Raw genomic sequence first — 13,867 nt, forward strand, 5'->3', positions numbered from 1 at the left:
CGGGGGGTGGGCGAACTCGTGGCGGGCGGGCGGGCGGGCGGGACGGGGAACGCGGGGTCAGACGGACAGGGCGAGCCGGTTGATCGCGGCCAGCGGGATCGGCAGCCAGCTCGGCCGGTGCCGGGCCTCGTACACCACCTCGTACACCGCCTTGTCGATCTCCAGCGCCCGCATCAGCTCCGGCGAGGCGGCCGGGTCGGCGCCGCCCCCGGCGGTGTAGCCGGCGCAGAAGGCGGTGCGGTTGCGCTGAGCCCAGGCGGCGGCGAGATGGGCCAGTTCCGGGTCGACCGGGCCGCCGGCCAGCAGGTGGGCGGCCGCGTAGTCGAAGGACCGGAGCATCGCGGCGACGTCGCGCAGGGCGGGCTGCGGTTCGCGGCGCTCGTTGACCGACTTGGCCGGCTCGCCCTCGAAGTCCAGCAGCACCCAGCCGTGCGGGGTCCGCATCGCCTGCCCGAGGTGCAGGTCGCCGTGGATGCGCTGGACCGGCAGGCCGTCCGGGTGGGCGTCGGCGAGCTGTTGGAAGGCGGCGCGCAGCGCGGACCGGAAGCGCAGTAGTCCGGGGACGGCGGCGACGGCGCTGTCCAGCCGGTCGGCCATCGTGGTGGCCAGCCGACCGGTCTGGGCGCGGTCGAGCCGGGCGACCGGCATCGAGCGGGCCAGTACCCGGTGCACCTCGGCGGTGGCCCGGCCGAGCCGGTGCGCCTCGATGGCGAAGTTGCCGGGGGAGCGGTCGCCCTTGAGCCGGCCGACCTGGTCGAGGGCGAGTTCCCAGCCGTCCTCGGCGTCCGGCAGGTAGCGCTGGAGCAGGCCGAGGGTGGCGGGTTCGGCGCGTTCCATCCGGCTCTCGAACCAGGCGGCGACCCGGGGGATGCGGGTGGAGCCGGCCCGGGAGAGGGCGAGCGAGAGTTCGAGGTCGGGGTTGGTGCCGGGGTGGATGCGGCGGAACAGCTTGAGGATGTACGAGGTGCCGAAGATGACCGAGCTGTTGGACTGCTCGGCGGTGGAGGCGCGGCCGGGGAGGTTGGCGGGCAGACCGGAGCCGGGGGTGCGGCGGAAGGACAGCGAGCCGAAGCGGTCACCGGTGGCGAGGTGCTCCAGCAGGCGCCCGGTGAGTTCGGCGTCGTGTACCGCGTCGTAGAGGGTCGCGCCGTCGTACGGGCCCTGGCTGAGTCGGCCGAGCACCGCGCCGGGCCCGATGTCCCCGAGCCCCTGGGAGCGGATGCCGAGCAGCAGCTGGTAGATGTCGCCGTGCGGGGCGCCGGCCGTGGTGGCGTGCTCGACCCGTAGCAGCAGGTGCAGCAGGGCCGGGTCGCCGACCTGCAGCGGGGTGCCGACCACCGGCGTGAGGCCGGTGATGGGCCGTCCCTTCCCGGCGTACCAGCGCTGGGTGGGCAGCCACGCGGCGATCAGCGGCAGTGCTGCCTGGACGAGCTCGCTGACCCCCAGGGTGGTTCTCCGGGCCCCGGAGCCCCGCGCGCCGGTCGGCGCGGTGGAGCCGGCCGGGGCGTCGTGCTGCACATGGGCTTGAGAGCGGGAGGTTTCGGACATGACTCCCTTTCCCCGGAAGCACGCGGACTGCCCGACGGGTCGTGGCCGGGTCCGTCAGTCTTCCGGATTTCGGCGGCGCGGCGGTCGCGGCACGCGAGTTTGGCTCGGGTGTCACGCCTTCGTGTGGGTGGCCGTTGGGCTGTTCTCCGTACGCGGTGGTGCAGAGAACTCCGGGGGCGCTGGGGTTCAACTGGCGCCCCCGGAGGGTCTGGTGGTGCTGACGTGGTGCGTGCGGCGAGGCGCGGCGGATCGTTACTTCGACCGCCTGGTCCCGCTCAGGCGCGGGGGCTGCCGGAGCTGGAACCAGTAGAAGCCGTGCCCGGCCAGGGTGAGCAGGTAGGGCCACTCACCGATCGACGGGAAGCGCACCCCGCCGATCAGCTCGACCGGGTACCGCCCGCCGTACTGCCGCAGGTCCAGCTCGGTCGGCTGCGCGAACCGCGAGAAGTTGTTCACGCACATGACCAGGTCCCCCTCGTACTCGCGCACGAAGGCCAGCACGGCGGGGTTGCTGGACGGCAGTTCGGCGTAGCTGCCGAGGCCGAACGCCGGATTGAGCTTGCGGATCTCGATCATGCGACGCGTCCAGTGCAGCAGCGAACTCGAACTGCTCTGCTGCGCCTCGACGTTGGTCACCTGGTAGCCGTACACCGGGTCCATGATGGGCGGCAGACTGAGCCTGCCCGGGTCGGCGGAGGAGAAACCCGCGTTGCGGTCCGGGGTCCACTGCATCGGCGTGCGCACGCCGTCCCGGTCGCCGAGCCAGATGTTGTCGCCCATGCCGATCTCGTCCCCGTAGTAGAGGACCGGCGAGCCGGGCAGGGAGAACAGCAGGGCGGTGAACAGCTCGATCTGGTTGCGGTCGTTCTCCAGCAGCGGGGCGAGCCGGCGGCGGATGCCCACGTTGGCGCGCATCCGGGGGTCCTTGGCGTACTCCGCGTACATGTAGTCGCGCTCCTCGTCGGTGACCATCTCCAGGGTCAGCTCGTCGTGGTTGCGCAGGAAGATGCCCCACTGGCAGCCGTTGGGGATCTGCGGGGTCTTGGAGAGGATCTCGGACACCGGGTAGCGGGACTCGCGGCGCACCGCCATGAAGATCCGCGGCATCACGGGGAAGTGGAACGCCATGTGGCACTCGTCGCCGCCCGAGGTGAAGTCGCCGAAGTAGTCGACGACGTCCTCCGGCCACTGGTTGGCCTCGGCGAGCAGCACGGTGTCGGGGTAGTCGGCGTCGATCTCCTTGCGGACCCGCTTGAGGAACTCGTGGGTCTCCGACAGGTTCTCGCAGTTGGTGCCCTCGCGGGCGAAGAGGTACGGCACCGCGTCCAGCCGGAAGCCGTCGATGCCGAGGTCGAGCCAGAACCGCAGCCCGGCGATCATCTCGTCCTGGACCCGGGGGTTGTCGTAGTTGAGGTCCGGCTGGTGCGAGAAGAAGCGGTGCCAGTAGTACTGCTTGCGGACCGGGTCGTAGGTCCAGTTGGAGGTCTCGGTGTCGACGAAGATGATCCGGGCGTCCGGGTACTGCTTGTCGTCGTCGGCCCACATGTAGAAGTCGCCGTACGGCCCGTCCGGGTCCGTCCGGGAGGCCTGGAACCACGGGTGCTGGTCGCTGGTGTGGTTCATGACGAAGTCGATGATGATGCGCATGCCGCGGGCGTGCGCGGCGTCGACGAACTCCATGAAGTCGGCGAGGTCGCCGAACTCCGGCAGCACCGAGGTGTAGTCGGACACGTCGTACCCGCCGTCGCGCAGCGGCGAGGCGAAGAACGGGGGGAGCCAGAGGCAGTCGATCCCGAGCCACTGGAGGTAGTCGAGCTTGGCCGTGAGCCCCTTGAGGTCCCCGACCCCGTCGCCGTTGCTGTCCTGGAAGGACCGCACCAGCACCTCGTAGAAGACCGCACGCTTGAACCACTCGGGGTCGAGCTTCTTCTTGGAGGTCTCGGGGAAGGTGTCGGGGACGGGCTCGTTCACTGTCACGCTGGGTTCCTCCGAACCGTGAGGAGGTGAGCCGGCTCGGCTGAGGGATCGAGCCGGACGTAGTTGCGCCGGCCCCAGGTGTAGACGGCGCCGGTGAGCTCGTCGTGCACCGCGTACGGGCCGTCGCCGTCGAGCGTGACGGTGGCCTCCTGCACGTGGTGCGGGTCGAGGTTCACCACGGTGATGACCTGGTCGGTGAGGCCCTCGGGGGTGGTCGCGGTCTTGGAGTAGGCGAGCACCTGGTCGTTGTCGGTGGGGTGGAAGCGCAGGTCGCGCAGCTGCTGCAGGGCGGGGTGGCGCCGGCGCAGCCGGTTCAGCACGGTCAGCAGCGGGGCGAGGGTGTCGGTGCGGTTCCAGTCGCGCGGGCGCAGCTCGTACTTCTCCGAGTGCAGGTACTCCTCGGAGCCCGGGTGGGCCGGCTCGTTCTCGTACAGCTCGTAGCCGGCGTAGACGCCGTAGCTGGGGGAGAGGGTGGCGGCGAGCACGGCGCGGATCGCGAAGGCGGCGCGGCCGCCGTGCTGCAGGTAGGCGTGCAGGATGTCCGGGGTGTTGGCGAAGAAGTTGGGGCGCATGTAGGCGGCCGCGTCACCGGTGAGCTCGGTGAGGTACTCGGTGAGTTCCTGCTTGGTGGTGCGCCAGGTGAAGTACGTGTACGACTGGTGGAAACCGATCTTCGCCAGGGTGTGCATCATCGCCGGGCGGGTGAAGGCCTCCGCCAGGAACACGACATCCGGGTCGGTTCGGGCGATGTCGGCGAGCACCTTCTCCCAGAACAGCACCGGTTTGGTGTGCGGGTTGTCGACCCGGAAGATCCGCACGCCGTGGGACATCCAGAATCGGAGGAGCCTGAGGGTTTCCTTGACGATTCCATCCATGTCCTGATCGAAGTTGATCGGATAGATGTCCTGGTACTTCTTCGGCGGGTTCTCGGCGTAGGCGATGGTGCCGTCCGCGCGGTGGCTGAACCATTCCGGATGCTTGTTCACCCAGGGGTGGTCGGGGGAGCACTGGAGGGCGAAGTCGAGCGCCACCTCCAGGTGCAGCGCCTGGGCCTCGGCGACGAAGTGGTCGAAGTCCTCGATGGTGCCGAGGTCGGGGTGGACCGCGTCGTGGCCGCCCTCGGGGGAGCCGATAGCCCAGGGCGAGCCGACGTCGTGCGGACCGGTCGTCAGGGTGTTGTCCGGGCCCTTGCGGAAGGCTCGGCCGATCGGGTGGACCGGCGGCAGGTAGACCACGTCGAAGCCCATCGCGGCGATGGCGGGCAGCCGTTCGGCGGCGGTGCGCAGGGTGCCCGGGCGCGGCGCCTCGACGCCGCTCGGGTCCACCGCGGCGCCCTCCGAGCGGGGGAAGAACTCGTACCAGGAGCCGAACAGCGCGCGCTCCCGGTCCACCTGCAGCGGCAGCGGGCGGGAGGCGCTCAGCAGTTCGCGCAGCGGGTGACGGGCCAGCAGCTCCAGCACCTCGGGGGCCAGGGCGGCGGCCAGCCGGGACAGCGGCGGCATGGTCGAGTCGCGCAGCGCGTCGGCGGCGGCCAGGACGTCGGCGCGGCCCTCCTTCTTCGGCACGCCGGCCGCGGCCTGCTCGAACAGCCGGGCGCCCTCCTCCAGGACCAGCGCGGTGTCGATCCCGGCGGGCAGCTTCACCGAGGCGGTCCTGCGCCAGGTGGCGATCGGGTCGCTCCACGCCTCCACCAGGTACGACCAGCGGCCGGGCGCGGTCGGCGTGACGTACGCGCCCCAGCGGTCGGTGCCCTCGGCGAGCTCGCGCATCGGCGTCCAGGGGCCGCTGCGGCCGCGCGGGTCGCGCAGCACCACGTTGGCGTTGACGGCGTCGTGGCCCTCGCGGAAGACGGTCGCGGTGACCAGGAAGGTCTCGCCGGCGACCGCCTTGGCCGGGCGGCGGCCGGCGTCGACGAGGGGACTGACGTCCAGGACGGGGATGCGGCCGATCACGGTGTCGCTCTCTGTCTTGCGGGCGGAGGGCTTGGCAGCGGACTTGGCAGCGGGTTTGGCGGCACCCTTCGCGGCGGTCGCCTTCGGGGCGGTCGCTTTCGCAGCGGTCGCCTTCGGAGCGGCCGCCTTCTTCGCGGCGGTCGTCCGGCGCGGTGCGGGGTCGGCCCCGTCGCCGGCCTTCGGGGTGGCGGCCGACGCGGTGGCGGTGGTGCGGCGCGTGGTGGTGCGCCTGCGGGGTGCCGCGGTCCGGTCCTCCTCGGCCCCGGGTTGTGGGGCCGCTGCGGAGGGCTGTACCGCTGAGGGCTGTGCTGCTGAGGGCTGCTCTGCGGGGGGTTGGGATTCGGAGGATCCGGTACGGACCGCCCCGGCCGCCCTGGGTGCGGGCATCGCCGGATCTGTCCGAGTGTCAGAATCCATCCGTCCGGCGGATTCCGCGACCGCTGTGTCGAGGGTTTCGGCCACAGGTGTGGACTGGTCCCGCGTGTCGCCGTGCATGCCAAGCTCCTGCCCGAGATCGGCGGCAGCTCCCGCGGGCCGGGGTCGGGCCAGGGGAGTACCGGGAGGACTGCTGGGTGGGGAGGACGTGCGACCGGAGCCTGCCCGCGCCGCTGTCCCCGGCAACCTGCCCGGCGCCCGCCGAGTCGGTGGCGGGACGCCCCGGAGCCCGTGCGCGTCCCGGCGCGCGCCTCCGGGGGCACGCCCCCGGGCGGCCCGGTCCACCCGTGAACGAGCAGGCCGGGCACAAGGACACGCGTCGACGAGCGGTGATCGCCGAATGGGCTAAAGCGGACGGGAACAGCCAACGCGAAAAAGGATTCGGACGTGCTGCTTCGAGGGGGACGCCACCCGTCGCCGTACTCCCCACAGCATCAACGACCTTCGGTCATCCTCGCATCGGCGACAAGGTTTTTGCACCGGTACGACAGGAGTTTCGGACCTTCTCCCGAGCGGATGCGCCATCGGAAATGGATTCGTACCGCAGAGTTCACGTATTGGTAGCGCGGCCCCCGGAAAAGTGCGCCTCGCGCGCCCCCCGTGCAGACCAATGCGCCGAATGCGATCTCATCAATAGGCCGAACGGATGCCTAATAGCCCACTTGACGCACTGTCGGGCCGACCGCCGCGGCTACGCTTCACGCCGTGAAGGCAATCCGCAGATTCACCGTCCGCACCGTCCTGCCCGAACAACTCCAGCCGTTGCACGAGCTGGCCCTCAACCTGCGCTGGTCCTGGCACCCCGAGACCAGGGACCTCTTCCGGTCCGTGGACCCGGAGGTCTGGGCCGCGACCGGCGAGGACCCGGTGCGCCTGCTCGGGGAGGTCCCGGCCGCCCGGCTCGCCGCGCTCGCCGCCGACCGGCGGTTCCTGCGCAGACTCGGCGACCTCGCCGACGACCTGCGCGACTACCTGACCGGCCCGCGCTGGTACCAGGCCCGGCAGCAGGAGACCGGGGCCGCCCCACTGCCCGCCGCGATCGCCTACTTCTCGCCCGAGTACGGCATCGCCGCCGCGCTGCCCCAGTACTCCGGCGGGCTCGGCATCCTGGCCGGCGACCACCTCAAGGCCGCCAGCGACCTCGGCGTCCCGATCATCGGCGTCGGGCTGTTCTACCGGCACGGCTACTTCCGGCAGTCCCTCGGCCGGGACGGCTGGCAGCAGGAGCGCTACCCGCTGCTGGACCCGGACGAGCTCGCCGTCAGCCCGCTCCGGGAACCCGACGGCACCCCCAGCCGGGTCGACCTCGTCCTGCCCGGCGGCCGCACCCTGGCCGCCCGGATCTGGAAGGCCCAGGTCGGGCGGGTGCCACTGCTGCTGCTCGACTCCGACATCGAGGCCAACTCGCCCGCCGAGCGCGACGTCACCGACCGGCTGTACGGCGGCGGCAGCGAGCACCGGCTGCTCCAGGAGATGCTGCTCGGCATCGGCGGCGTACGGGCGGTGCGCGCCTACTGCCGGCTCACCGGGCACCCCGCCCCCGAGGTCTTCCACACCAACGAGGGCCACGCCGGCTTCCTCGGCGTCGAACGGATCCGCGAGCTGGTCGCCGAGGATGCGGCCGGCCTCGACTTCGCCGCCGCCCTGGAGTCCGTCCGGGCCGGCACCCTCTTCACCACCCACACGCCCGTCCCGGCCGGCATCGACCGCTTCGACCGCGAGCTGGTCGCCCGCCACTTCGGCGGCGACACCGCGCTGCCCGGCGTCCCGGTCGACCAGGTGCTCGCGCTCGGCGCCGAGACCTGGCGCGGCGGGGACCCGAAACTGTTCAACATGGCCGCCATGGGCCTGCGGCTCGCCCAGCGCGCCAACGGGGTCTCCACCCTGCACGGCGAGGTCAGCCGCTCGATGTTCAACGGCCTCTGGCCCGGTTTCGACCCCTCCGAGGTGCCGATCACCTCGGTCACCAACGGCGTGCACGCCGCCACCTGGATCGACCCGGCGGTGGTCCGGCTCGGCGCCGCCGGGATCGGCGCCGAGCGCGCCGAGGAGGCGATGACCACCGGCGAGGCCACCCGCTGGACCGGCCTGGAGGCGATCGGCAACACCGAGATCTGGGACCTGCGCCGCACCCTGCGCGCCCAGCTGGTGGACGAGGCCCGCCGTCGGCTGCGCGCCTCCTGGCACCAGCGCGGGGCCGGCGAGGCCGAGCTCGGCTGGGTCTCCTCGGTGCTCGACCCCGACGTGCTCACCATCGGCTTCGCCCGCCGGGTGCCCTCGTACAAGCGGCTCACCCTGATGCTGCGCGACCCGGAGCGGCTGCGCGCCATGCTGCTGCACCCCACCCGGCCGGTGCAGATCGTGGTGGCCGGCAAGGCTCACCCGGCCGACGACGGCGGCAAGCGGCTGATCCAGCAGATGGTCGCCTTCGCCGACGACCCGGCCGTCCGGCACCGGATCGTCTTCCTGCCGGACTACGACATGGCGATGGCCCGGCACCTCTACCCGGGCTGCGACGTCTGGCTCAACAACCCGCTGCGCCCGCTGGAGGCCTGCGGCACCTCCGGGATGAAGGCCGCGCTCAACGGCTGCCTCAACCTGTCCGTCCTGGACGGCTGGTGGGACGAGTGGTACGACGGCCGCAACGGCTGGGCGATCCCCACCGCCGACGAGAGCGGCGGGGTGCCCGACCCGGACAGCGGCGAGGCCGAGCGGCGCGACGACATCGAGGCGGCCGCCCTCTACGACCTGATCGAGGACCAGGTCGCCGCCCGGTTCTACGACCGGGACGCGGACGGGCTGCCGCACCACTGGATCGCCATGGTCCGGCACACCCTGGTCACCCTCGGGCCCAAGGTGCTCGCCGGGCGGATGGTCCGCGAGTACGTCGAACGGCTGTACGCCCCGGCGGCGCTGGCCCAGCGGGAGCTGGCGGCGGGCGGGCGCGCGGCGGGCGAGCGCCCGGAGGTGAGCGGGCGAATCACCGCGCGGGAGCTGGCGGGGTGGAAGGCGAAGGTCCGGGAGGCCTGGTCGGCCGTCCGGGTCGAGCACGTCGAGGCGGACTGCCCGGCCGAGGCCCAGGAGCTGGGCAGCTCGCTGGCGCTGCGGGTGCAGGTCGCGCTCGGCACGCTGGATCCGGATGACGTCGAGGTCCAGGTGGTCTCCGGCCGGGTGGACGAGTCGGACGGCATCTCGGACGCCTGCCTGCTCGCCCTCAAACCGGTCGGCGGGCCCGACCTCGACGGCCGCACCCGCTACGAGGGCGCGCTGGAGCTGTGCCGGACCGGCCCGTTCGGCTACACGGTCCGCGTGCTGCCCGCGCACCCGCGGCTGGCCTCCCCGGCCGAGCTCGGGCTGGTCGCCCTGCCGGCCGAGTCGGCCGGGATGGACGCGGGGCTGCTGCGCTGACGGCGCGCCGGATGACTGCCGCCCGTCCGCCACGGACGACAGTCATCCGGTTGCCCCGCGTGTCGGGCGGGGGGAGCGTGATGCTCCTGATGCGAACCGTCCGCGCGGCCGCCCTCGCCGCGCTCTCCGTCGTCCTCGTGGCGTGGCCGGCCCAGGCCGCCACCGGCCCGCTCGCGGCGCCCCCGGCGACCGCGCGGCTGTCCGTCGAACTCTGCCCGCCGCAGGGCCCGGTGGTCCCGGGCGAGACCGGGATCCTGGAGGTGCAGGTCACCAACCGGGGCCCGGCGGCCACCAGCGACACGACCCAGGTGGTCGTGCACTTCCCGTCGCCGGGCGTGGTGCAGTCGGCCGACCCGCCGGTCACCCTGACCTACTTCGGCACCGGCAGCTCCTACGGGATCCCGGCCGGCCTCGACGCGACCTTCATCGACCCGGCCGTGGTGATCGACCCGGCGGCCGTCGCCGGGCAGGTGCTGCCCGGCGGAACGCTGGACGTGGTGGCCGCGCAGGAGGACTGCCCCTCGCCCGACTGGCACACCGCCTACGCGGTGACCGTGGACTGACGGTTCCACCGGGGGGCGGCCCGGCCGGGTGCGTAACGGCGCACCCGGACGGGCACATTCACGGGTCGGGGACCGGGTCCCCTCGGACCGGCCGGGTCCCCTCAGACCAGGCTGTCCCGCCAGGCCCGGTGGAGGGTGGCGAAGCGGCCGGCGCCGTCGATCAGCTCCTGCGGGGAGCCGTCCTCCACGATCCGGCCCTGGTCCATCACCAGGACGCGGTCGGCGATCTCCACGGTGGAGAGGCGGTGCGCGATGATCACCGCCGTCCGGCCGGCCAGCACCGTGCGCATCGCCCGCTGGACGGCCTGCTCGCCCGGAACGTCCAGGGAACTGGTCGCCTCGTCCAGGATCAGCACCGCCGGGTCGGCCAGCAGGGCGCGGGCGAAGGCCACCAGTTGGCGCTGGCCGGCCGAGATCCGGCCGCCGCGCTTGCGCACGTCGGTGTCGAAGCCGTCCGGCAGCTCGGCGATGAACCCGTACGCGCCGATGTCACGGGCGGCCTGTTCGACCTCCTCGCGGGTGGCGCCGGGGCGGCCGATCGCGATGTTCTCGGCGACGGTGCCGGAGAACAGGAAGGACTCCTGGGTCACCATCACCACCCCGCGCCGCAGCTCGGGGGTGGCCAGCTCGCGCAGGTCCACGCCGTCCAGCCGGATCCGGCCGTCGCTCGGGTCGTAGAAGCGGGCCAGCAGCTTGGCGAGCGTCGACTTGCCCGCGCCCGTCGCGCCGACCACCGCGACCGTCTGCCCGGCCGGGATCAGCAGGTCGAAGGGCGCCAGCACCTCCCTGCCGGTGGGGTAGGCGAAGCGGGTCCGCTCGAAGGACACCTCCCGGCCCTTGACCGTGATTCGCCCGCTCGCGGCCTGCGGCAGCTCCTTCGGCTCGGCCGGTTCGGCGACGGTCGGCTCGTGGGCGAGCAGGCCGGCGATCTTCTCCAGCGCGGCGGCGGCCGACTGGTAGCTGTTCAGGAACATCGCCAGCTGGTCGATCGGGTCGTAGAGGCGGCGCAGGTAGAGCACGAAGGCGGTGAGCGCGCCCACCTCCAGCGTGTCGTCCACGACCAGGTAGGCGCCGAACAGCACCACGCCGGTGACCCACAGGTTGGCGGTGGCCCGGGAGAGGCCGACATAGCGGGCGATCTCCAGCAGGCCGTCCGCAGTCGCGGTGGCGGACTGCCGGTTGACCAGCGCGAACGCGGCGTCGTTGGCCTTCTCGCGGCGGAAGGCCTGCACCGGGCGGATGCCGTTCATCGTCTCGGTGAAGCGGACGATCAGCGAGGCGGCCGAGGTGCGGGAGCGGCGGTAGACCCGGCGCGAGCGGCTGCGGAAGGAACGGGCGATCAGGGCCAGCGGCACGGCCGACACCAGCGAGACCAGGCCGAGCCGCCAGTCCAGCACCAGCAGGAGCACCGAGATGTAGCAGACCGACAGGAAGACCGTCAGCAGCTCCTGCAGACCCTCGGAGAGCAGCTCGCGCAGCGCGTCGATGTCGCTGGTCGCCCGGGAGATGATCCGGCCCGAGGTGTAGCGCTCGTGGAAGTCCAGGCTCAGCCGCTGGGCGTGCCGGAAGATCCGGCCGCGCAGCTCCAGCAGGATGTCCTGGTTGACCCGGGCGCTGATCTTGATGAACGCCCACTGCAGCACCGGGCTGAGCAGCGCGCAGAACAGGTACGCGGCGATGACCGCGACGAGCGGGCCGGAGTCGTGCTCGCGCAGCGCCGGGATGGCGCGGTCCATGGCCACCGCGACCAGCAGCGGGCCGGACTGCAGGGCGGCCTGCTGGACCAGGATCACCACCATCGCGACGGTGATCCGGGCCCGGTGCGGGCCGAGCAGCGAGCGCAGCAGCGCCCGGGGCGCGCCGGGCGGGACGGGGATGTCCTCCTCGTCGGCCGGGGGCGGGGGCAGTTCCTCCTCGGCGGACCGGGCGGCCTTCGTGGGATCGGCCGTCGCGGGCTCGCCCTTCGCGGGGTCGGCCTTCGTGGGATCGGCGGTCGTGGTCACGGGGCTGCACTTCCTTCGGGCACGAGGGCGGCCTCGCCCGACATCAGTTCGCGGTAGTGCGCACAGTCGCGCAGCAGCTCCTGGTGGGTGCCGACGGCCTCGATCCGGCCGTCCGCCAGCACCGCGACCCGGTCCGCGAGCAGCACGGTGCTGGGGCGGTGGGCGACCACCAGGGCGGTGGTGGTGCCGAGGACCTCGCGCAGTGCCCGCTCGACCAGGGCCTCGGTGTGCACGTCCAGGGCGGAGAGCGGGTCGTCCAGCACCAGGAAGGCCGGGTCGCCGACCACCGCGCGGGCCAGCGCGAGGCGCTGGCGCTGTCCGCCGGACAGGCTCAGGCCCTGCTCGCCGACCTCGGTGTCCGCGCCCTCGGGGAGCTTGTCCACGAAGCCGGCCTGGGCGGTGGCGAGCGCGGAGCGCAGCTGCTCCCCGCTCGCGCCCGGGGCGCCCATCAGGACGTTCTCCCGGACGGTGGCGGAGAACAGGGTGGGCTCCTCGAAGGCGACCGCGACGAGTTCGCGCAGCCGCTCCCGGGGCAGGTCGCGCAGGTCCCGGCCGTCCAGCGTGATGGTGCCGGCGGTGGCCTCGTACAGCCGGGGGAGCAGCGCGGTGAGCGTGGTCTTGCCGCTGCCGGTGGCGCCGACCAGGGCCATCGTCTCGCCGCTGCGGATGTGCAGGTCGATGCCGGTCAGCAGGTCGGGGCTGCCGGCCGGGGCGTCGGGGTAGCGGAAGCGGACGCCGGTGAAGCGGATGCCGTCCCGGGCGCCGAGCCCGGTGGCGGTGCCCGGGTCCGGGGTGTCCGGCTCGTCCAGCACCTCGAAGAAGCGGTCGGTGGCGGTGGCGGCCTCGTTGGCGTAGGCGAGCAGCCAGCCGAGCGACTCCACCGGCCAGCGCAGTGCGAGCGCGGTGGAGAGGAAGGCGACCAGGGCGCCCGCGCTCAGCTCGTCGTGGGCGACCAGGTAGGCGCCGGCGGCGAGGGCGCAGCCGAGGGCGATCTCGGGCAGGCCGATGATGACGGACCAGAGGTTGGCGAGCAGGTGGGCCTTGTGCAGCTCGGTGCGGCGCAGCTCCTGGGACTGGGCGCGGAAGCGCTCGGCCATCGAGCGGTGACGGCCGAAGGCCTTGAGGATCCGGATGCCGAGGACGGACTCCTCGACCACGGTGGCGAGGTCGCCGTTCTGGTCCTGGGCGAGGCGGGAGGCGCCGGAGTAGCCGGACTCGAAGCGCCGGGTGAGCAGGAACAGCGGGACGACGGGCACCAGGGCGATCAGCGCGAGCCGCCAGTCCTGGGTGAACATCACCACCGCGCCGGCCAGGAACATCACCGAGTTGACGATCAGGAAGACCAACGGGAAGGCCAGGAACAGCCGCATGGTGTACATGTCCGCGGTGGCCCGGGAGAGCAGCTGGCCGGAGCCCCAGCGGTCGTGGAAGGAGACCGGCAGCCGCTGGAGCTTGGCGAAGAGGTCGCCGCGCATGGCCGTCTCCAGCCCGGCCAGCGGGCGGGCCAGCACCACCCGGCGGGTGTAGAAGAGTCCGGCCTCGAAGAGCCCGAGGAGCAGTAGCAGGCCGACCAGCGGCCGGAGGGCGGCCAGGTCGTGCGTGGCGAGCGGACCGTCCACGATCCGGCCGAGGAGCACCGGGACGGCGAGCGTGCTCAGCATGCCGAGCGTGGCGGCCGTCACCGAGACGGCCAGCCGGCCGCGGACGGCGCGCGCGTACGGCCACAGGCGCAGCAGCGAGCGGACCGTGGAGCGGGGGCGCGCGGTCACGGTCCCGTCGGCGGGCGCGTTGTCGGTGTCATGTCGGTTCTCGGCCATCGCGGTGAGGGTAGGCGGAGAGGCCGTCACTTCTCATCCGGTTTTTCGCCCCTGTCGGTGCTGTCCGGCGAGAACCGGCCACTCGGACGGGTGGTGCGCGGGCGGACGCGGGGCGTGTGCGGCGGTTCGTGCAGGGACGAATGCGCCGGGCGCCTCTTGCGAGC

Annotated in this window: 7 protein-coding genes; 2 read left to right on the forward strand and 5 right to left on the reverse strand. The window is 72.8% G+C overall.

Annotation, left to right across the window (positions count from 1 at the left end):
• Positions 1–57 precede the first annotated feature (57 nt).
• The 3 genes from ACZ52J_RS11415 to ACZ52J_RS11425 form a co-directional block, all read right to left on the reverse strand.
• Positions 58–1,548 carry a maltokinase N-terminal cap-like domain-containing protein gene (locus tag ACZ52J_RS11415; RefSeq protein ID WP_465617678.1) on the reverse strand — a complete coding sequence of 497 codons (1,491 nt, stop codon included), beginning with the start codon at positions 1,546–1,548 and terminating at the stop codon, positions 58–60.
• A 252-nt stretch (positions 1,549–1,800) separates the two neighbouring features.
• Complete coding sequence (treS, locus tag ACZ52J_RS11420; RefSeq protein WP_360498703.1) at positions 1,801–3,525, reverse strand: maltose alpha-D-glucosyltransferase; 1,725 nt, start codon at positions 3,523–3,525, stop codon at positions 1,801–1,803.
• Positions 3,522–5,477, reverse strand: a complete 1,956-nt coding sequence (locus ACZ52J_RS11425; RefSeq protein WP_465617785.1) for an alpha-1,4-glucan--maltose-1-phosphate maltosyltransferase — start codon at positions 5,475–5,477, stop codon at positions 3,522–3,524. The genes treS and ACZ52J_RS11425 overlap by 4 nt, the downstream gene beginning before the upstream one ends.
• Positions 5,478–6,617: 1,140 nt before the next feature.
• On the opposite strand from ACZ52J_RS11425, the gene glgP reads away from it, so the two are divergent.
• Both glgP and ACZ52J_RS11435 read left to right on the forward strand, forming a co-directional pair.
• Entirely contained in the window at positions 6,618–9,320 is a 2,703-nt protein-coding gene (gene glgP, locus ACZ52J_RS11430) for an alpha-glucan family phosphorylase (protein WP_465617680.1), read from the forward strand.
• Between the two features lie 80 nt (positions 9,321–9,400).
• Positions 9,401–9,883: a hypothetical protein gene (locus tag ACZ52J_RS11435; RefSeq protein ID WP_465617682.1), complete on the forward strand. Its 483-nt coding sequence runs from the start codon at positions 9,401–9,403 to the stop codon at positions 9,881–9,883.
• Between the two features lie 101 nt (positions 9,884–9,984).
• On the opposite strand, the gene ACZ52J_RS11440 is transcribed toward ACZ52J_RS11435, so the two are convergent.
• Positions 9,985–11,886 carry an ABC transporter ATP-binding protein gene (locus ACZ52J_RS11440; protein ID WP_465617684.1) on the reverse strand — a complete coding sequence of 634 codons (1,902 nt, stop codon included), beginning with the start codon at positions 11,884–11,886 and terminating at the stop codon, positions 9,985–9,987.
• Positions 11,883–13,703, reverse strand: a complete 1,821-nt coding sequence (locus ACZ52J_RS11445) for an ABC transporter ATP-binding protein (protein WP_465617686.1) — start codon at positions 13,701–13,703, stop codon at positions 11,883–11,885. The genes ACZ52J_RS11440 and ACZ52J_RS11445 overlap by 4 nt, the downstream gene beginning before the upstream one ends.
• Positions 13,704–13,867: the final 164 nt, after the last annotated feature.

It is taken from the genome of Kitasatospora sp. NPDC034035 (genome assembly GCF_055575755.1).

What these genes read in the sequence shown, in the direction of transcription:
- ACZ52J_RS11415 (WP_465617678.1), bottom strand. Translation starts at nt 1,548, where the DNA reads ATGTCCGAAACCTCCCGCTCTCAAGCCCATGTGCAGCACGACGCCCCG.
- ACZ52J_RS11435 (WP_465617682.1), top strand. Translation starts at nt 9,401, where the DNA reads ATGCTCCTGATGCGAACCGTCCGCGCGGCCGCCCTCGCCGCGCTCTCC.
- ACZ52J_RS11445 (WP_465617686.1), bottom strand. Translation starts at nt 13,703, where the DNA reads ATGGCCGAGAACCGACATGACACCGACAACGCGCCCGCCGACGGGACC.